Consider the following 19,821-nt stretch of genomic DNA (forward strand, 5'->3'; position numbering starts at 1 on the left):
GACGGGGAGGTAGCCCGGACGAGTCCGGGCTGCCAATGATCGATCAGGGCGCAGCCTTGATTTCGTTCCACATGTCGGAGCGCTTCAGCGGGTCTTCGACATTGTTGAGCCAGACCAGCTTATCGTTACCGCCGGCACTGCCGGTTTCGGTCACTGTATTGCCGAAGCCGGTGCGCTCGGAGAGCTCAGAGCTGACCTTCTTGGTGATCATGAAGTCGATCCACTTTTCGGCAGCCGCCTTGTCGTGAACGCCCTTGGAGATGACCCAGTTATCGAGCCAGGCCAAAGCACCTTCGCTCGGGTTGATGTAGGCGACGTGGGCGCCGATTTCCTGCAGTGCCTTGACCTGCTGCTGGCCGTAATTGGCCCAGATCAGCGCGACGTCGTTATTCTGGTAGATCTGCTGGGCTTCATCGGCAGTGGTGTAAAAGCTCAGCACGTTGTGCTTGAGCTCCACCAGCTTGTCCTTGACGGCAGCCATCTGCTCATCGGTCAGGTGGAACGGATCGGTGTAGCCGAGGGTGAGCGCCGTGAAGGAGAAGTTGTGCTCGCCATTGTCGTAGGCCAGCACCTCGCCCTTGTAGGCAGGGTCCCACAGCACTGACATCGAGGTCGGTGCGGGCTTCACCTTATCGGTGTCGTAGATCAGCCCGATCGAGTCGAAGGCGAACGGGATGCCATAGACGTCGTCACCCTTGGTGACGCCACCGACGGCCTTCAGGTCGCGGAAGCGCGGCAGCACGTCCTTCTGGTTGGTCAGCAGTGACACATCAATGGGGCTAACGAGATCAGCCTGGATATAGCGCTGCAACTGGGCAGTGTTGACGGCGAAGACGTCAAAGTCCTTGCCTTCACTGCCCTTGATCTTGGCCCAGATTTCGTCGTCGCTGCCGATGAACACCACATCGACGCCAATGCCGGTCGCGGCGGTGAAATCCTTCACCCAATCCTCATCGGCGTAACCGTCCCAGGCCAGAACCCTCAGGTTCTCGGCCATCGCCGCCGATGCCATCAGCGAGACACCCAGAACGGCAGCGGCCGCCCCGAGCAGTAGCTTCTTGAATGTCGTCATCCCTGTTCTCCTTGCTCTGTCGAAATACTCACGGCCGGCAGTTGCCGAACGTCACAGCGCGGTGACGCTCACCAGCCCCTCATCCGGCACCAGTTCCATCCGGTTGCGCAGTGGCTTACCGAAGGTCTTTGCCTCTATTTCGTATTCGTCACCGGGGGCGGTCTTGACCCCGAAGGCGAAGCTCATCACGGCCGCGCCGAAGAAGTACGCATGCAGGTCGCCGGGCCTGCGGTGCATCGGGTAGCGGAAGTGGTAGTGCTCGAGATTGGCGATGGAGTGCGACATATGCGCTTCGCCAGAAAGGAACGGCTCCTCCCAGATCACCTTGCCATCGCGGATGATGCGCGAGGTACCGTGCACCTCGTTAGGCAGTTCGCCGACCAACAGCTCTGGCCCGATCGAGCAGGCGCGGAGCTTGGAGTGGGCGAGGTAGAGATAGTTCTCGGCCTCGGTGAGGTGATCGGAATATTCGTTGCCCAACGCATAGCCGATGCGGAAGGGCTGGCCATCGGGGCCGTTGATATAGAGCCCGACGATTTCGGCCTCTTCGGCGCCGGCCTTGGCGAAAGCCGGGAGCGGCAGCGCGGCACCCGGCGGGACGACGCAGGTGCCGACGCCCTTGAAGAACCATTCGGGTTGGACGCCAAGGGTGCCCGGTGCCGGTTTGCCGCCATCGAGGCCCATGCGGAAGATCTTCAGCGAATCCGATTCCTCGGCGTCGTCGCCGTGGGTGAGAATGTGCATCTGGTTGCGTGCCGATGCACTGCCGGTGTGGGTGAGGCCGGTGCCGGTGATGAGGAAGCGTGCAGGCTCGGGGTGGTCGAGCGGCGAGAGGACTTGGCCCGTGCGCAGCAGAGCGTCGTAATCGACCGCGGCGGGTTCGGAGCGCTCTGCGATCAGGGTGGCGAGCGGCACACCGCGACCGATGGCGTCCTCGGCCAGTTCACGGACGCTCGCCGCGTCGCGCAGCGGGTGAAGCTGGTTACCATCGGCCGAGACCCGGCCGACACGGCGAGACCCGTCGCTGGCGATATACTGGACGAGACGCACGGGCCGGTCTTTCTGCGAATTGGTCACGGTCAGATCCAGCCTGCGTCGACGACGAACTGCTGGCTGGTGCACATGCGGCTGTCGTCAGCAGCAAGGAATAGCGCCATCCGGGCGATGTCGGATGGCTGCACCCGATCAGGTAAGCACTGGCGTTCGGCAATCTGCTTTTCGCCGGCCTCATTGAGCCACAGGCGCATCTGCCGCTCGGTCATCACCCAGCCGGGGACCATGCAGTTGACGCGGATGCGCTCGGGGCCGAATTCGCGGGCGAGCGCCCGGGTCATGCCCCAGATGGCGGCTTTCGAGGTGACGTAGGCGGGGCAATCGCCATCGCCCACCATGACGGTGATTGAGCCGAAATTGATGATCGAGCCACCGCCCTGCGCCTTCATGTAGGGGCGAACCGCCTGGGCGGCGAAGAACTGATGGCGGACGTTGACCGCCATGCGGTCATCCCAGTAATCGACGGAGACGTCGGCGGTCTGGTGCCGGTCGTCATTGCCGGCATTGTTGCAGAGCACATCGATCGGGCCATTGGCAGCCACGGCTTCGACAACCGCCGCCTTTAGTGCTTCGATATTGCGGAGATCGCAGGGGATGAAGAGCGGCTTGCCACCGAGTTCGGCGACAAGGGCCCGAGACGGCACCTCGGCCACGTCCACAAACGCAACCTTGCTGCCCTGGGCCACGAAGTGGCGCACCAGACTTTCGCCGATGCCCGAGCCACCCCCGGTGATGAAGACGCTCTTGCCGGCGAGGCTTTTGTAGACTGCGAGGTTCTGATCGTCGCTCATAGGGCGCTCTATCTAGTGGGAGTGACGGGGAATGCCGGCGTCGCGCCGGCCGACGAGGAAATCGAAGTCGCAGCCGGCATCTGCCTGCAGAACGCGTTCGACATAGAGGCTCTGGTAGCCGCCGACTGGCGCCTCCGGCGGCGCCCACTCGACGCGGCGCAACGCCAGTTCTGCATCGGAGACCATCAGCTCGAGCCGCCTTCCGGCGACGTCGAGTTCGATGATGTCGCCATCCTTGACGAGAGCAAGCGCACCACCAGCAGCGGCTTCTGGGGCCACGTGCAGCACGACGGTGCCGTAGGCAGTGCCACTCATCCGCGCGTCCGAAATGCGGACCATGTCGGAAACGCCCTGCTTCAGGAGCTTGGCGGGGAGCGGCATGTTGCCGACTTCGGCCATGCCGGGATAGCCGCGCGGACCGCAGTTCTTCAGCACCATCACCGAGGTGGCGTCGATATCGAGATCGGGGTCATCGATGCGGGCGTAGAAGTGCTCGATGTTTTCGAAGACGACGGCCTTGCCGCGATGCTGCATCAGTGCAGGTGTTGCGGCGGACGGTTTGATCACCGCGCCATCGGGAGCGAGATTGCCGCGCAGCACAGCGATGCCGCCCTCGGCGGTCAACGGATTGTCGAGCGTGCGGATGACGTTTTCATTGTAGTTGGGGGCATTGAGAATGTTCTCGCCCAGCGTCTTGCCGTTGACGGTCAGCGCGTCGCGATGCAGCAGGCCGACATCGTCGAGCGAGGCCATCACGGCGGACAGCCCGCCAGCATAGTAGAAGTCTTCCATCAGGAATTTGCCGGACGGCATGAGGTCGACAATGGTCGGCACGCCGCGACCGAGGCGGTCCCAGTCATCGAGCGACAGTTCGACGCCGAGGCGGCGCGCAATGGCGATGAGGTGCAGCACGGCGTTGGTGGAGCCGCCGATGGCGCCGTTGACGCGGATGGCGTTCTCGAAGGCGTCCTTGGTGAGGATTTCTGCGATCTTGGTATCGGCCTTGACGAGGTCGACGATGCGGCGGCCGGCCATCTGCGCCAGCACGAGGCGGCGAGAGTCCACCGCGGGGATGGCGGCATTGTCGGGCATGCCGATGCCGAGGGCTTCGACCATCGAGGCCATGGTGGAGGCGGTGCCCATGGTCATGCAGCTGCCAGCCGAGCGGCTCTGGCCCTGCTCGGCACCAAGGAACTCCTCGACGCTCATGCGGCCGGCCTTCACGTCCTCGGCGAACTTCCACACATGGGTGCCCGAGCCGATATCCTGGCCGCGGTATTTGCCGTTGAGCATGGGGCCGCCCGAAACGGCGATGGTGGGGAGGTTGGCGGACGCTGCGCCCATCAGGAGGGCTGGGGTCGTCTTGTCGCAGCCGACCAGCAGCACGACGCCGTCAATGGGGTTGGCGCGGATCGATTCCTCGACATCCATGCTCGCGAGATTGCGGAACAGCATGGCCGTAGGGCGCATGTTGGACTCGCCCAGCGACATCACTGGGAACTCTACCGGGAACCCGCCAGCTTCATAGACGCCGCGTTTGACGTGCTCGGCAATGCCGCGGAGGTGCGCGTTGCAAGGCGTCAGTTCGGACCAGGTGTTGCAGATGCCGATGACGGGCCGGCCGTCGAAATTGTCATCCGGGATGCCCTGGTTCTTCATCCAGCTGCGGTGCATGAAGGCGTTCTTGCCATCGCCACCGAACCAGGCCGCCGAGCGGAGTTTGCGCTTTTCGTCGCTCACGGTTTTGCTCCCAGGCCATTCCGGCGCTTGTTACGGTTCTCAACACCGCGCCGCACATCGAGTTCGGCATTGTCGATGAGTTGCAGCACAGCCTGCTGGGCCCCTGCCCCATCCCGCGCGGCAATGCGTTCGGCGACATGGCGGTGGAGCGGCATGGAGTGGCGCTGGCCTTCCGGCAGATCGTTGGAGAGCCGAAAGCTCATCAGCAGCGCCGTTTCGATGAGGGCTGCGAGAGAGCCGATCAGTTCGTTGCCGCTCATCCGCAGGATGGTCTGGTGGAACACCAGGTCGGGCTTGGCGAAGGTTTCGGCGTCGTCGGCGACGATCTCCATCTCGGCGAGCGCGGCATTGAGCTGCTGCAGCTGTGCGGGCGTGGCGCGCAGTGCCGCCAGATTGGCGGACATCGGCTCGATGGCGCGCCGGAGTTCGAATAGCGCGGTTACGTCATCGGGAACGATGGGGCCTGAATAGCGCCAGGCGAGGACGTCTGGATCGAGGAAGTTCCACTCGGCGCGCGGCCTGACCCGAGTGCCGGTCTTGGGACGAGACTCGACCAGACCCTTACCGGCGAGGACCTTGATCGCCTCGCGAAGCACGGTGCGGCTGACATCGAGCATTTCGCTGGAATCGTCCGCATTGGGCAGCGCTTCGCCCGGCAGGAACTCGCCCTGCACGATCCGCCGGCCGATCTGCTCGACGACGCTGGCATGAAGACTTGACCGGCCCGAAGACCCCGATTGAGAGGCCCGGGAACGGGCGGTACTGAACGATTTTTCATTCTTCATACTATTCATATCATATGTATTATGTGCAGATTGGGACGAGTCAATAGCCCTTCGAAAGGTCCGCCATGGTTTCCGCAGACACGTCATCCGCGCCGTCGCTCGTCCAAATCAGCGATGGGATCGGCGTGGTGGAGATTGCGCCGGAGGCAGGCGGCGCTGTGGCGTCCTATCGATGGAACAGCACATCAGGGCGGATCGACTGGCTGCGGCCGGCGAGCCCCGAGGCGCTGTCTCAGCGCGACGTCGGCAACATGGGCTGTTTTCCCCTCGTCCCCTATTCGAACCGGGTCGAAAATAGTCGCTTCACCTTTGACGGGCAGGATGTGGCGCTGCCGGGAACGCCGCCGACGGACCCCCATTTCGAGCATGGGCATGGCTGGAGGAATGCCTGGACGATCGGGGAACGGCACCCCGACCGCCTTGTGCTGCGCTACAGGCATGCCGCCGACGCGTGGCCTTGGGCGTATGAGGCGGAACAGGCGTTCGCGGTGTCGCAGGGCGCCCTCAGCATCACCTTGAGCATGCGCAATCTGAGCGCGAGACCCATGCCGATGGGGTTCGGGCTTCACCCGTATTTCCCGGCAACACCACTGACGCGCATCACAGCTGATGTGGCCGGAATGTGGGAGACCGACGCAGAAGTTCTGCCGACGCGGCTGGTGGCGGTTTCGGCGTCGGCCAACCCAGCGGCCGGGCTGGTTCCGGCAGAGGTGCCGCTTGATACCGTGTTCACCGGATGGTCTGGCACTGCGCGGATCGACTGGCCGGAGTACGACGCAAGCCTCGTGATGTCCGCAGAGCGTCCGCTGGGTTTCCTCACGCTCTACACGCCAGCGGGCGAGCCCTACTTCTGCGCCGAGCCGGTAAGCAACATCACCAATGCGTTCAACCTCGTGCAGAGCCGCGATGACACAGGCCTGATCGTCCTTGCACCCGGCGCCACCATCGCGGCCCGGGTGCAGTTCTCGCCGAAACTCGGCTAGTCGCGCGGTGTGAACGCGGCGGCCGGCTTGTCCTTTTCGAGGACGTAGAAGCCGTTTACGCCGAGATCGGCCCAGTCGCTGCGGGTGCCATCGGGCCAGACAACGCTGACGCTGGTCCTGGTGTCGTCGCCGAGACCAAAATGCACCCAGCCGAGCTGGCCGCCGGCATGGCCGCCACCGACTGTCAGTTCGCGGCGCATTATAGCGTCGCCGTGCTTGACCTCAATGAAGGCGCCGATGGCATCGAGGTTGGGAGCGGGTTGCTTCAGCCGCAACTCGATCCAGTTCCTGGGGTCGGCGCTGGCGTTGCGCCAGACCTGCGCACTGGTCCAGCGATTGACGACGACCAGATCCAGCAACCCATCCATGTTGAAGTCAGCGAGCGCGGCACCACGGGCGGTGCCGTTGTTGGCGATTCCGGCCTTGTCGCCCGACTCGACAAACTTGCCGTCTGCGCCCTGCAGCAGCAAATTGTCGGGGTCCTTGGCGGCGAAGTCCGGCATCTGAGCCACGTTGCCCTTGGCGACGAACAGGTCAACGAGGCCGTCGTTGTTCACGTCGTCGAACTGGGCATGCCAGGCGGTGCTGGGCCGCAAGTCACCCCCGGTATATGGCCGGTGGGCGGTGACACCCTTGGCGTAGGCGACATCCTTGTAGTCCGGCTTGGCGGCGGCATCGGCGGCAGGGGCGATCATCTGCAGCTTGTTGTCGGCCATGCTGGTGAGGAAATAGTCGGGGTAGCCATCGGAATTGATGTCATAGCTGGCGATCCCCATGCCCCAGATGCGCAGGCGCTTCCAGCCATCGGCTTCGGTGAGCAGAACGGGATCCTTGCCGGGATCGAGCTTCCACATCTGCTCCTGCCCGCCCTCATAGTACTCGCGGTCGTTGGAGACCCTGAGGCTTGGCGTGCCCGAGCGGTTCCAGTCGGTGAACAGCATGGAAAGTGCGCAATAACTGGGCTTGAGCGGCAGTGGTGCCGCGAACTTGCCGCCATCGGCGGCCGGGCGGTGCAGCCAGTTGTCGGTGCACGAGCCCCAGGGCGAAATCTCTTCCTTGCGATCGATGTAATTGCCGATGGCGACTGTCGGCCAGGTTGCCCCATGCTCCCAGGTCATCGCCAGCGACGCGGTCCACGCATCGCCACCATCGAAGCCCCAGGATTCATTGGCGCGCTCGAACTTGCAGGCACCGAGACCGCGCATGACCAGGTTCTCTCCTACCCGCAGCACCACAAGATCAGTGATCCCGTCGCTGTCGATGTCTGCCGGATAGGCGCCGGTCACCGAGTCGAACTCCAGACCGCTTTGTTGCGGCTTAAACGTCAGCGGCCCGCCCTTGGCGCTGGTGTTCAGATAGAATGTGGCTTTGGAGGAACCGCCCGGCAGCAACATGTCGGGGTAGCCGTCATCGTTGCAATCAAACGCTGCGACACCGCCGCCCACCATAAAGAACCACTCGCCCTCATAGGCGGAGGTGATCCCGGATGTCGCCGTCTCTTCGACGAACTTGGGAACGACCGTGGGCGGGGTCACTGACTCGGCACGAGCGAAGCCAGCTACGGTGAACGAGACTGCCAGCGCAGCGGCGCCAAGGAAAAATGAGCGGATCATTTGCGGGTCCTCAGAGCGACAGCATAGGCACCGATACAACGTCCTTGCTCCAGTCCGCGCTCGATCGCGGCGCGGAAATGGATGCCACCGTAGAGCCTTGAGATCCCGGCCTCATCAGCGGCCGACAGAAAGCTGGCGAAGTGCCTTGGCTTCCGTCCGTCGCGCCCGCCGGTTTCATCGTCAAACGCGAAATTGTCACCAAGGAACGCGGTCAGTACGGTCGCTGCCGCGGCCGAAACTGTGCTGTGACCGCTTGGATATTCAGGGAATGGCGGCGTGATAAGGATTGGCTCCCACTTGGGGTCAATGAACTTCTTGATGTAGGTAACCGGCCGGACCAGGTTGTAGATGAACTTCTGGTGCCAGCAGCCGACAAAGGCGTCGGACATCGCGACTCCGAGCCGCGCGAACAGATCGACGCTGTCGTCGAGCGACATTTGCTTTTGCTCGGCAACCTGCAGGGCAATCGAGATCCAGTGCCCGGGGGGCGTGGTCGACAACATCGGATCGTCGGACCAGAACCGCGCGATCGCCGTCTGATCGGCATCCAGGGCCTTTGTCGTCTGGTAGACCTCGAGTGCGTCCTTGTAGAAGTCGGAGTCCGGGCTCTCGCTGTAAGCAAAAGGCGGGGTCAATGGGCACGTCGCGCCGCTCGGCATCACGAAGGTGCGATTGTCGCCCCATGCCGGCAAAAGTGGCAACTGTTGCTGGGAAATCAGACTTGTGGGAACCCACTTTCCGTCGCCCTTCGGCAGGTCGTACTTTAACGGGAAGCCCATGTTCTCGATCTTGGCGCCGCCGTCGGACTGCGACCACGAGATCACGCTTTCGGCCATGGCGCGGCCGAAGGCCTCGCTGCGCTTGACCACATCCAAAGAGACCCCGGCATTGGTCTCGTCGCGCCACTTCTTTTCAGCGGCGGCAACGGCATGCTGGCCTGTAGGGCCGGTGTTCTGGAAAAAGCTCTGCATCGCGACGGCCAGCGCGGTGTCGAGAATGACCGCATCGTCGTAAACGGCACCGGGCTCACGCTGCGGCACAGCATCAAGTCCTGCCAGCTGTCCGACCAGGGACTCCAGCTCGGTCGATCCACCAACCCGTGACTCGAACGCGATGACGCCCAGATATCCGAAAGCACGGCTCGCCACCGGCGGCGAGTAAGTGGGCGTGTGCCTCACCAGTTCCAGCATGAGGCTGAACCAGTTGCGCAGCGCAACATTGGCTTCAGGCCGTGGCTCCGCCGCCAGTGCACCCAACGCGGTCATCCAGCCCAGCACTGCGACCAAACCGATCGCGACTCCCCGACGAATATTCATTAGTTCCCCCAATATTTGCCAGCTGGTGCTTAAGCCATGCCGATCTATTGCCACCGTTTTGCCGCACCGCAGTCGGCGGGTCAATGCTCGCGACAAAAGTCTAGGTTGACTCGAAATCCCTAGAATTCGCTAAGGCGTTGATATGTCGATTGACAGGCCACGCGAGTTGCTGCAGCGTCCGCCCGAGCATTGCTCAGGGCAAATTGACACACAAGGCTGCGGAATGACGGCGCGGTTTGCCCCTGCGTTTTGGTCGCGCCAAGACGTTCCGTGGCATTCGGGGAGGACCGAACAGATGAAATTCAAGGTACTAACTCTTTTGGCTGGCGCTTTGCTGATGACCGCCACGTCGACGGCCGTGATGGCCGCCGGTAAGACCATTGCCGTGTCGTGGAAGACTTTCCAGGAAGAACGCTGGAAGACTGACGAAGCTGCGATCAAGTCCGTCGTTGAGGCTGCTGGCGACACGTATGTGTCGACCGATGCTCAGGGTTCTGCGCAGAAGCAGGCCGCCGACATCGAGAGCCTGATTTCGCAGAAGGTCGACGTGATCCTCGTGGTCGCCTATGACTCCGACGCCATCCTGCCCTCCTTCAAGGCTGCGTCTGACGCTGGCGTGAAGATGATCTCGTACGACGTGCTCGTTGAAGATCCCAACGCGCTCTACGTCACCTTCGACAACGTCGGTGTTGGCCGCCTGATGGCCAAGACGATGCTCGAAAAGGGCAAGTCTGAAGGCAACTTCGCCTTCATCAAGGGCGACAAGGGCGATCCGAACGCCACCTTCCTCTTCCAGGGTATCCAGGAAGTGCTGAAGGCCCAGATGGACGCCGGCAAGATCATGAACGTCTGTGAGACCTTCACCGATGGCTGGAAGCCGGACAACGCGCAGAAGAACATGGAACAGTGCCTGACCTCGACCGGTAACAAGGTCGACGCAGTGATCTCCGAAAACGACGGCATGGCTTCCGGTGTGGTGGCTGCGCTCGACGCTCAGGGTATGGCTGGTGCCGTTCCTGTAACCGGCCAGGACGGCGATAAGGCTGCGCTGAACCGGGTTGCTCTTGGCACTCAGCTGGTGTCCGTCTGGAAGGACGCGCGCGCTCTGGGCAAGGTTGCGGCTGAAGCAGCCGTTGCCATCGCCGATGGCACCGACCCGACCACGCTGGCCGGCGTTTCCAAGTTCAGCGGCGGCGCCAAGGGCGTTGAAGTGAACGCGATCCTGCTCGCTCCCAATCCGATCACCAAGGACAACCTGAACGACGTGATCGATGCCGGCTGGATCAGCAAGGCAGAAGCCTGCGCGGGTGTGGCAGCGGGTTCGGTTGCTGCTTGCAACTGATCGCTCTAGCCTGATCTGAAGAATGCAGGCCGCGTCGCCCGACTTTCGGTGGCGCGGCCTTTCTATTGGTAACGCAGAGTTTCAGCGCGTGACGGCACGGTGCCGCGACTGCTGAAACAAAGGACAAGCTGCGATCCTGATCGCGGAGTTTAGGCTGCGGGCAAGCGGCCAAAGGGTGGGGTATGGCGACGCAGACCAATGCCGGCGGACCGGCACTATCGAACGACGGCGTTTTGAAGCGCCTGATCCGGGCGACCGAGATCGATACGCGCATGATCGGCATGATTGTCGCGCTGATGATCATCTGGGTCGGCTTCGACATCATCAGCGGCCAGATCCGTCCAGGCAGCGGTGGTATTTTCGGTGGCTCGTTCCTGACCTCGCGCAATCTCTGGATTCTTCTGGTCCAGACATCGGTGATCGCGGTGATGACGACCGGCATGGTGCTGGTGATCGTGCTGCGGCAGATCGACCTGTCGGTCGGCTCGATGCTCAGCGTCGTGGCCGTGGCAACGGGTGTGCTGCAGGTTTCGAACCTTGGCCCCATGCTCGGGATTGGTCACCCAGCCATCTGGATCATCGCTGTGCTGTTCGCCATCGCGCTGGGTGCTGCCGTTGGCATGTTCAACGGCGTGCTAATCGCCTATGGCCAGATTCCGAGCTTTATCGTGACGCTGGGCGGTCTTATCGCCTATAGCGGCGCGGCGTTCCTGATCGCAAGCGGCGTGACTGTTGCGCCGATGGACAAGACCTTCAAGCTGATTGGTGGCAATGGACCACTGGCCTCGATCGGCCCGATGTGGAGCTGGATACTGGGCGGCATCGCCTGCCTCGTCATTATTGCGGCGATCATTGGCGGGCGGCGGCAAAGGTTGCGCTTCAAATTCACTCCCAAACCGGTATGGGCCGAGATCCTGATCGGCGTGATCGGCTGTGCTGCCGTGCTTGGCACCACTGCCGTCGTCAATTCCTATCTCTGGCCGACCCGTGTTGCCGAGCGCTGGGCAATCGACAATAACCTGACAATTCCGGCCGGCGTCGAGAACAAGGCAGGCGCCGCAATCTGCATGGCCGGTGACAAGGTCGTCACCTGCCTCAACGGCCTGACCTTCCAGACCGGCTACCCGATCCCCGTGCTGATCACCGTGGCCGTGGGCATCATCATGACCTTTATCGCCCGCCGCACTCGCTTCGGCCGCTATGTGTTCGCAACCGGCGGCAACCCAGAGGCAGCGGAACTGGCCGGTGTCAACACCAAGCGGCTGACCGTGATGGTCTTCACGCTGATGGGCGCCCTCGTCGGCGTTTCAGCAGTGATCGCCTCGGCACGCCTCGATGCAGCCACCACGGCGCTGGGCACGTTGAGCGAACTCTACGTGATCGCCGCGGCAGTGATCGGCGGCACATCGCTCGCGGGTGGTGTGGGCACCATCTATGGCGCCATCGTCGGGGCGCTGCTGATGCAGTCGCTGCAGTCGGGCATGGCGCTGCTCAATGTCGACTCGGCATATACCAATATCGTGGTCGGCGTTGTGCTGGTGCTGGCGGTCTTTGTAGACCAGGCCTACCGCCGCCGCGTGAAGTAGGGAGGACCGCATGACAGTCGAATCCATTCCGGCAAACGCCGGCAGTGCACGTACTCCCCTCGTCGAAATGAACGACGTATCGATCGCCTTCGGCGGCATCAAGGCGGTGGATCACGCGTCGATCGATCTTTACCCCGGCGAAGTGGTCGGCCTGCTCGGTCACAATGGCGCGGGCAAGTCGACGCTGATCAAGGTGCTCTCGGGCGCCTACAAGCGGGACTCGGGCACGATCCGCATCGAGGGCAAGGACGCGGAAATCAACAATCCGCGCGACGCCAAAGCCTTGGGCATCGAGACGATCTACCAGACCCTCGCGCTCGCCGACAACGTCGATGCAGCCGCCAACCTCTATCTCGGCCGTGAGTTGCGCACCCGCTGGGGGACGCTGGACGATATCGCCATGGAGGCGGCCTGCCGGCAGGTGATGGGTCGGCTCAACCCCAACTTCCGCCGCTTCAAGGAGCCGGTGAAGTCGCTTTCGGGTGGGCAGCGGCAGTCTGTAGCTATTGCCCGCGCCATCCACTTCAATGCCCGCATCCTGATCATGGACGAGCCGACGGCAGCGCTTGGACCGCAGGAGACGGCGCAGGTAGGCGAGCTGATCCTGCAACTGAAGGCGCAGGGCATCGGCATTTTCCTGATCAGCCACGATATCCACGACGTATTCGACCTGGCTGACCGCGTGGCGGTGATGAAGAACGGCCGCGTCGTCGGCACGGCCAAGGTTACCGATGTGACCAAGGACGAGGTGCTGGGGATGATCATTCTGGGCAAATGCCCACCCGGCGCCATTCCCGGGCCGGGCGCCATGCAGGACTAGCAGACGGCCATCGTCGTCACTGTCGGCCCGCGGTATGTGCATCGCGGGTGGCGTGGTACCGGAAAGCAGCGCTGCAGAGATCGAGACCCAGGCGCACGGCGCGCAGATCGCGAGCCGCCAGGCGCACACCGATACCGGCGTCGCCTGGCAACAAGCTGGCGGCACCGTAGAGATCGGGCAGTTCGGCGAGCGCTGCTGAGAGCGCTAGGGCCTGGGCCTGATCGACGGGCACCGGCCCACGGGTGAGCAGCAACATTGAGGCGAAGGCTGTGGCCTTGGGCTGGAGCGCTGCAGCGATATCAAGCCGATCGATGACCACTGGCTCGTCCGCATCGAAGCGGACGGTGATGGCCGATTGCAACCGGCGGAAGCTGCGGCCTGCACCAGTTGGATCATGGACGGTGAAGGCGTCGGAGAGGATCACCGCACCGCCGGCGGCCACGTCCACCTCGATCGATTGCGACAGCGCAGCATCGGGGAACAGGATGCGCGGCTGGGGCAGGTATTCGAGATAGGCGCCGGCCCCGACGGTGAGTGAGACGTGTTCTTCAGCCACCTGCCCCGGCACAGCGCGGTGAACGGTGGCGGCGCCCTGGGTGGTGAGGTGCACCGCGCTCCCCTCCGCCAATGCCAACCGCTGCCGCAGGCGATCCTCGCCGAGCAGCGCGCTGCTGCTGGTCTGCAGGATCACCGTCAGCATGTGCCGGGGCGTCGTGTCGAGATGGAAGGTCCGGGTCAGAACGAACGGCCAGCGGAACAGCCTCCGGTCGAACACCGTCCTGTCGCCCCGGCGTGCAAAGCTCAGGTCCAGATGGGCGAGCGTTTGCGGCAGTTGGGCGTTCACGTGCGAAACAGCACGTCGCGTTCGATCAGGTCGACCACCGCCTCGATCCCTTCGCCGCGCCGGCAGTTGGTCATCAGCACCGGGCGGTTGCCGCGCACCGACAGCGCCTCGGCGTGCATGCGGTCGAGGTTGACGCCGACATGGGGCGCGAGGTCGGTCTTGTTGATTACCAGCAAATCGGCGCGGATGACGCCTGGCCCGCGCTTGCGCGGAATGTCGTCGCCGCCGCCCACATCGATAACGAACATCCAGAAATCGGTGAGGTCGCGGGAAAACGTCGACGCCAGATTGTCACCGCCGCTTTCGATGAGGATCAGTTCCACTCCCGGAAACCGCCGCTCGAGGTCATCGGCCGCTTCGATATTGAGCGTGGGGTCCTCACGGATCACCGTATGCGGGCAGGCACCGGCCTCGACGGCGGAGACCCGAGCCGGGTCGATCAGACCAGACCGACGTACACGCTCGGCGTCTTCGGCGGTGACGAGGTCATTGGTGATCACCGCAATATCGATGCCCCGCGCCATCAGCGCCGGGATCAGGCGTTCTACCATGGCGGTCTTGCCCGAGCCAACCGGGCCACCGATGCCGACGCGTGCGGCAGCGATGGGCTTTGCGCCAATAACACGTGTGGGAGAGAACTGGTTCATCTGAGCATGTACCTCCGCATGAGCGGCACACGCTTCGTCGGCTCGCACATCAGCAGCCGGCCATCGGCGCGGACTTCGAATGTTTGCGGGTCGACCTCGATCCCAGGCAGAGCATCGTTGCGCACCATGTGCTTCTTGCGCAGGTGTCGCACAGACTTGATCGGAAGGGTGCGCTTGCCGAGGTGCAGCCGCTCGGCGACGCCCGCATCGATCGCGAGCTTACTCATGAAATTGAAGCTCACCTGCTGGCGGGCGGAGCCGAGGCCGCCCCACATGGTCTTTTGCACCTGTGGTTCGGCAAGGCCGAGGCTGCCATTGCCATCGCCCATGGCCTGCCAGGTGATGGCGCCGTTCTTCATGACTATCCATGGCTTAACGCCGAACGATGCGCGCGGCCAGAGCACCAGATCGGCGATCTTGCCGACTTCGATCGAGCCGACATGATCGTCGATACCAACGGCGATGGCGGGGTTTATGGTGAGCTTGGCGATGTAGCGCTTGACCCGCTCGTTGTCGGCGCGGGCGGTGGTCTCCTCGGGGAGACGCCCGATGCGTTCCTTCATGACGGAGGCCAGTTGCCAGCACTTGGCGACATTCTCGGCGAGCCGGCCCATGCCCTGGGTGTCAGTACCGAAGATCGAGATGGCGCCCATATCGTGGAGAAAATCCTCCGCAGCGATGGTGCCCGCCCGGACGCGGGCTTCGCCGAACAGCAGGTCCTCGGGCGTGTTGTAGTTGAGGTTGTGGGCGATCATCGCCATCGGCAGCCCCTCCTCCATCGCGTATTGCGTGAAGGGGTTGGTGGGGTTGGTCGAAGACGGGATGACGTTCTCGTAGGAGCAGACCTTGAGCAGGTCCGGGGCGTGGCCGCCACCAGCGCCTTCGACGTGGTACATGTGGATGGTGCGGCCTTCGCAGGCCGCCATCGTATCCTCGGCGAACAGGAACTCGTTGATGGTGTCGGTGTGGAGGTGCACCGCGAAATCGTTGCGGTCGGCGGCGATCAATGAGCCATCGATGACGGCCGGAGCGGCGCCCCAATCCTCGTGGATCTTGATGGCGGCGGCGCCCCCGGCGACGGATTCCTCGACCGCCTCTGGGTTGGTACTGCCACGGCCAAACAGGGCGTAGTTGACCGGCGATTCCTCCATGCCCTGCAGCAGTAGGCCGAAAGAGCGGGTCGTGCCGCTGCCGACATCGAGCGGACCGGAGCCGATGAGCGTCGTGGTGCCGCCGGCCAGCGCGTGCTCAGATTGCTCGGGTGAGCCAATATGGGCGTGGCTCTCGATGGCGCCGGCGGTGACGATGTAGTTGACGCCGCTCATTTGCTGGGTAGTCGAACCGACCAGCATTTCGGGCGTGATGCCGGGCATGGTGTCTGGGTTGCCGGCCTTGCCGATGCCGACGATCCGGCCGTCGCGGATACCAATATCGGCCTTGATGATGCCGGTGATCGCATCGACGATGGTGGCGCCGTAGATCACGATGTCGAGGATGCCGTCCGAAGGCTTGAGGTAAGGGGCGATGCCCTCGCCATCGCGGAGGTTCTTGCCAGCGCCGAGCACCAGTTCGTGCCCGTAGACGGCGTAGTCGTGCTCGATCTCGATCAGCAGTTCCGTGTCGGCGAGCCGGATGAGGTCGCCTTTGGTCGGGCCATAGAGCCGGGCATAGGCCTCGCGCGAGAGTTTCGACATGCTTCAGGCTCCCTTGTAGCCGCGCTGGCGGGCGCGTTCGAGGCCGCGCGCCTTGGCGCCGTCTGCCTCCAGCGGGCCGTTGACGAGACCCGCCTGGCCGATGACGACGCGTTTGCCGGCGATGGGGACGAGACGGACGGACTTTGCAACGCCGGGCTCGAAGCGGATGCCCATCCCCGCCGGGCGATCAAGCTTCATGCCCCAGCTCAGCGCGCGGTCGAAATCGAGGGAGCGGTTGGATTCAAAAAAGTGGGTGTGGCTGCGCACCTGCACGTCGCGGTCAGCGGAGTTGACCACGTCGAGGGTGACGCTCTCACCATCCTCGAAGAACTCGATCTCACCCTCGGGCGTGAAGACTTGGCCGGGGAAGGTCGGTTCAAGGAGCGGCAGGTGGCCGATGGAAATCGGCTCGAACAGCACCAGCAGCTTGGTGCCCTCGGCGAAGGCGCACTCAATGTAGATCATCGGCACCATTTCGGCGACGCCGGGTTCGACGTCATCTGTGGTCAGCAGGCGGCTCGCCATGTCGCGGATTTCGGCATAGGGCATGTCGCGGCGGGCGGCGAGCATCACCTCGTCGGTGATCAGTGCCACCGCCTCTGGGTGGCTCAAACGAATGCCGAGCTTGCGGTTCCGGCGTGCCATCTCGGCGGCGGTGAAGATGGTCAGGCGATCCATCTCGGTGGGCGTGAGGTTCATTTTTGGCCTCCGGCGCTAGGTGGCGAACATGCGGACATGCCGCGAGGGGCCGCGTGATACGGCAATATCGATGAGTGGCGTGAAGCTCGATGGCTCGGCATCTCGTGCAGGCTCCGAAGCGAGCAGCGTTTCGAGCACGGCACGTGCTGAACTGAGGCTCTGCTGGGCTTCGATATGGCCGAGTGTGCCGAGTCGGACGGCAGCGCTGACCAGTCCAGTGACCAGCGTCCAGCCGGACAGCAATTCGGCTGCAGCCAACCCAATCCCTGCGTCGCGATAGACCAGCGCCTGGACGATGGGGAGGTGGCCAAGGCGGGCGTCGGCTGAGATCAGCGCGCGATAGCTCGTCGAGAGTGGGCCGCATTGCCGAACGGACACACCCAGCAGGGCGCGGCCGGCGCGGTGCGAGCCGTCGCGCAATTGCTGTGAGGGGGTCGCGGCTTCTGCGTACCGGTCCACAGCAGCAGCCGCCGCAAGATCGGGGGCAGCGAAAGTACGGCGCAGCAGGATGCGATCCATGGTGTTCCAGCGGGCCTCAAGGTGCTCTGCTACAAGCAGGTCGAGATGGCCCTGACCTTCAAGAAGCCCGTCGGCGGCGAGGCCCTCGACGCCCCAGGAGAAAGCGAAGCCGCCGGCCGGGTAGGCGCTGTCTCCGTATTGCAGCAGGGCGAGGGCGGCGGCTGTGTCAAACATCGCCGAGCTCTTCGACATCGCCGTCTTCGAGCAGGGACAGGACGCGGGCGCGATAGGTGTGGAGCGGAGCGTCGAGAAGGATTGTCAGGCAATCGTCCTCGAACCGAACCCGCCAATGGAGATTCCCAGCGTTCCAGCCGAGCTTCAGTGCGGTAGCCTGATCGCGCGGCTTGAGACGCCAGACCTCCTGCTCCCCGAAGCGGGCGATGATGGCGCGGGCTGGATCGACATAGAGCACCGCGCCGTCGCTCAGGTCCTCGTCGCGGTCGAGGCTCACTGCACAATCCGTCCCGCGATCGGTGGTGAGGCGGAAGCGCTTCCGCCCGGCATCGGACGGCGGGACGAACAGCAGCTCGATGCCATCGCTGTGCTCGAGCTGGTGCAGCACCGCCTTGAATGCCGGATCATCTGACTGCCCGACTATGCCATGCAAGCGCAGCACTCGCGTCGTCTCCTAGTGGGTGTTGAAGACCTGCTGATAGGCGGCGAGTGCGGCTTTCAGCGCCACCACCTCCACGTCAGTGGGATTGGCGGGATCGGCGGCGACGGGAAGGCTGCCGAACTTCATCAGGCATGCCATCAGCAGCAGCCGCGCCTTGGTGGAGGTGAGGTTCAGCCCGGCGATGGTCCACGGGTCGGGGTCGGCAAAGCCCTCGGGGTAGCCGCGGCCGACGCGCGCCACGGGCAGGCCCATGAAGCTTGCCTGCCGGAGCATGCCGGCGCGAAGTTCGGAGGTGGCGGCGCCATAGGGCACCAGGCCTTCGATGACGAAGCCGCCGAGGCGTCCGCCGGCGAGTTTGTGCCTGATCAGGAAGTCGAGATCGCCCTCGGGCGCCGGGTCGTCCCCGAAGGTGTCGGCAAAATAACCGCCCTCCTTGACAATCGAGACTGAGGGGATGGCGTCGGCCAAGAGCTTGCCGGCACCGTCCTTGATTTTGAAATCGTAGGTTTCGATGCCGCTCCGCCCCGACCGGGTCGCCTTCACGCTGGCGGGCAGCTTGGTGAGGTTCACGTCGGAATTGGCGGTGTGCTTATAGGCCGGGACGTACATCATGTAGGGCACGCCCATATGGGTCACCTGCCCCAGGATGCCACCATGCCCGCCGGTTGCGACATAGCCGCCGAGCCGGGCGTCGACCTTGGCGACTTCGCGCGCTGCAAAGAACTGCTGCTCCTGAATGACGACGGTGCCGGCGCGGTTGCCGCCCTTGCCATCCTTCCAGATCCCCGATTCGATGAAAGTGACCGAGTCGACGATATTGGCCGGACCATCATTGCTGATCTGCCCCTGCGGCCGCTGCGCGGCGTTGCAGCAGATGGGCAGTTGGGTATCAATCAGGAGGTTGAACCAGTAGGCGCTCTCTTCGACCTGGGGCGAGCCCTGGGTCCAGATGGCGCCATCATATTTGCCAGACGACATAACCGCCTGCACGTCATTGGTGATCTTGGCGAGCACCGGGCGGGGCGGCGACTTGGCGAGGTGGAACGGCTTATAGCCGAAAAAGTCCCAGCCCATGGCTTCGGCCGGGGTATCGCCCTCGCCCTCATCGGCGCGCTTGTCATGCGCCAGGCCCTTGGTGAAGCCACCGGGTGGCGCGACCCGGTAGAAATCCACCTCGGCGCGGCCGCCGATCATGTTGACCTTGCCGTCGGCGCCAATCGAGAGGCGATCGATTTCCTCGAAGCTGCGAGATCCATCGGGAAAGAAGCCCTGTCGGTGGACCATGCCCATCGGCTTGGTGCCTTCTTCTTCCCAGGCGGAGCCGTCCTGCTGCAGCGCCATGTAGGGGAGCGGATAGAGGCCATCCTGAGGGGTGAGTTCGATTTCGTAGACCGGCTTGTCGGTGTCGCTGGTCTTGTCCTTGCTGAAACTTCCATCGGCTTTGATGTAGCCATCAGGTGCGTTGTAGAGTTCTGCCGCGTCAGCTTCGAGCGGGTGGGCGGAGAACTGCTCGACATAGACCTTCACTGGCACGGCTAACTTTTGGGCGCGCAGCGGATCGAAGGTTGCCGGATTGCCGTTGCCGGCCGTGATCGGTGGCAGGCCGGCCTTGAGGCGGGCCTTGTTGGAGGTCACCAGCGGCGGGGTGTTCTGGATGGTGGCGGTGGGACCGGCCAGATGGGCGATGCGGATCTTGCTCAT

The 19,821-nt window shown here is 63.6% G+C and carries 18 protein-coding genes; 4 read left to right on the forward strand and 14 right to left on the reverse strand.

The window, feature by feature from the left end:
- Positions 1-43 precede the first annotated feature (43 nt).
- From ACO06J_RS11620 to ACO06J_RS11640, 5 genes are read right to left on the reverse strand one after another with little or no spacing between them, the layout of a single operon-like run.
- Positions 44-1,072 (reverse strand): ABC transporter substrate-binding protein, encoded by a 1,029-nt coding sequence (locus tag ACO06J_RS11620; RefSeq protein WP_421760877.1) that lies wholly within the window; start codon positions 1,070-1,072, stop codon positions 44-46.
- Between the two features lie 51 nt (positions 1,073-1,123).
- Positions 1,124-2,122: an AraD1 family protein gene (gene araD1, locus ACO06J_RS11625; protein WP_421762495.1), complete on the reverse strand. Its 999-nt coding sequence runs from the start codon at positions 2,120-2,122 to the stop codon at positions 1,124-1,126.
- A 29-nt stretch (positions 2,123-2,151) separates the two neighbouring features.
- Complete coding sequence (locus ACO06J_RS11630) at positions 2,152-2,916, reverse strand: SDR family NAD(P)-dependent oxidoreductase (RefSeq protein ID WP_421760878.1); 765 nt, start codon at positions 2,914-2,916, stop codon at positions 2,152-2,154.
- Positions 2,917-2,928: 12 nt separating this feature from the next.
- Positions 2,929-4,656 (reverse strand): IlvD/Edd family dehydratase, encoded by a 1,728-nt coding sequence (locus ACO06J_RS11635; protein WP_421760879.1) that lies wholly within the window; start codon positions 4,654-4,656, stop codon positions 2,929-2,931.
- A complete protein-coding gene (locus ACO06J_RS11640; protein ID WP_421760880.1) occupies positions 4,653-5,441 on the reverse strand; it encodes a FadR/GntR family transcriptional regulator in 789 nt (262 codons plus the stop codon). The genes ACO06J_RS11635 and ACO06J_RS11640 overlap by 4 nt, the downstream gene beginning before the upstream one ends.
- 65 nt (positions 5,442-5,506) lie before the next feature.
- On the opposite strand from ACO06J_RS11640, the gene ACO06J_RS11645 reads away from it, so the two are divergent.
- Complete coding sequence (locus tag ACO06J_RS11645) at positions 5,507-6,424, forward strand: aldose 1-epimerase (RefSeq protein ID WP_421760881.1); 918 nt, start codon at positions 5,507-5,509, stop codon at positions 6,422-6,424.
- Here the strand turns inward: ACO06J_RS11645 and ACO06J_RS11650 are convergent.
- Both ACO06J_RS11650 and ACO06J_RS11655 read right to left on the reverse strand, forming a co-directional pair.
- Positions 6,421-8,037, reverse strand: coding sequence for a CRTAC1 family protein (locus tag ACO06J_RS11650; protein ID WP_421760882.1), 1,617 nt, complete (start codon positions 8,035-8,037; stop codon positions 6,421-6,423). The two genes, ACO06J_RS11645 and ACO06J_RS11650, sit on opposite strands and share 4 nt — an antisense overlap.
- Positions 8,034-9,314, reverse strand: coding sequence for a vanadium-dependent haloperoxidase (locus tag ACO06J_RS11655; RefSeq protein WP_421760883.1), 1,281 nt, complete (start codon positions 9,312-9,314; stop codon positions 8,034-8,036). Before ACO06J_RS11655 ends, ACO06J_RS11650 begins: the two co-directional genes overlap by 4 nt.
- 334 nt (positions 9,315-9,648) lie before the next feature.
- Between ACO06J_RS11655 and ACO06J_RS11660 the strand changes: the two genes are divergently transcribed.
- From ACO06J_RS11660 to ACO06J_RS11670, 3 genes are all read left to right on the forward strand, one after another.
- Positions 9,649-10,695: a substrate-binding domain-containing protein gene (locus ACO06J_RS11660; RefSeq protein WP_421760884.1), complete on the forward strand. Its 1,047-nt coding sequence runs from the start codon at positions 9,649-9,651 to the stop codon at positions 10,693-10,695.
- Positions 10,696-10,877: 182 nt separating this feature from the next.
- Positions 10,878-12,281 (forward strand): sugar ABC transporter permease, encoded by a 1,404-nt coding sequence (locus ACO06J_RS11665; protein WP_421760885.1) that lies wholly within the window; start codon positions 10,878-10,880, stop codon positions 12,279-12,281.
- A gap of 10 nt (positions 12,282-12,291) precedes the next feature.
- Entirely contained in the window at positions 12,292-13,101 is an 810-nt protein-coding gene (locus ACO06J_RS11670; RefSeq protein WP_421760886.1) for an ATP-binding cassette domain-containing protein, read from the forward strand.
- Between the two features lie 16 nt (positions 13,102-13,117).
- Here the strand turns inward: ACO06J_RS11670 and ACO06J_RS11675 are convergent, their stop codons facing one another.
- From ACO06J_RS11675 to ACO06J_RS11705, 7 genes are read right to left on the reverse strand one after another with little or no spacing between them, the layout of a single operon-like run.
- Positions 13,118-13,945: an urease accessory protein UreD gene (locus ACO06J_RS11675; RefSeq protein WP_421760887.1), complete on the reverse strand. Its 828-nt coding sequence runs from the start codon at positions 13,943-13,945 to the stop codon at positions 13,118-13,120.
- The gene (gene ureG, locus ACO06J_RS11680; protein ID WP_421760888.1) at positions 13,942-14,592 is read right to left on the reverse strand and encodes an urease accessory protein UreG; all 651 of its coding nucleotides are present in this window, start codon (positions 14,590-14,592) and stop codon (positions 13,942-13,944) included. The genes ACO06J_RS11675 and ureG overlap by 4 nt, the downstream gene beginning before the upstream one ends.
- Positions 14,589-16,286 (reverse strand): urease subunit alpha, encoded by a 1,698-nt coding sequence (gene ureC, locus ACO06J_RS11685; RefSeq protein ID WP_421760889.1) that lies wholly within the window; start codon positions 16,284-16,286, stop codon positions 14,589-14,591. Before ureC ends, ureG begins: the two co-directional genes overlap by 4 nt.
- Positions 16,287-16,289: 3 nt before the next feature.
- The gene (ureB, locus tag ACO06J_RS11690; RefSeq protein WP_421760890.1) at positions 16,290-16,985 is read right to left on the reverse strand and encodes an urease subunit beta; all 696 of its coding nucleotides are present in this window, start codon (positions 16,983-16,985) and stop codon (positions 16,290-16,292) included.
- 15 nt (positions 16,986-17,000) lie between these two features.
- Positions 17,001-17,678: an urease accessory protein UreF gene (locus tag ACO06J_RS11695; protein ID WP_421760891.1), complete on the reverse strand. Its 678-nt coding sequence runs from the start codon at positions 17,676-17,678 to the stop codon at positions 17,001-17,003.
- Positions 17,671-18,120, reverse strand: a complete 450-nt coding sequence (ureE, locus tag ACO06J_RS11700) for an urease accessory protein UreE (protein WP_421760892.1) — start codon at positions 18,118-18,120, stop codon at positions 17,671-17,673. The genes ACO06J_RS11695 and ureE overlap by 8 nt, the downstream gene beginning before the upstream one ends.
- A 12-nt stretch (positions 18,121-18,132) precedes the next feature.
- Entirely contained in the window at positions 18,133-19,821 is a 1,689-nt protein-coding gene (locus ACO06J_RS11705; RefSeq protein WP_421760893.1) for an asparaginase domain-containing protein, read from the reverse strand.

It is taken from the genome of Devosia sp. (assembly GCF_965229025.1).
In the GTDB taxonomy this organism is placed as follows: Bacteria; Pseudomonadota; Alphaproteobacteria; order Rhizobiales; family Devosiaceae; genus Devosia_A.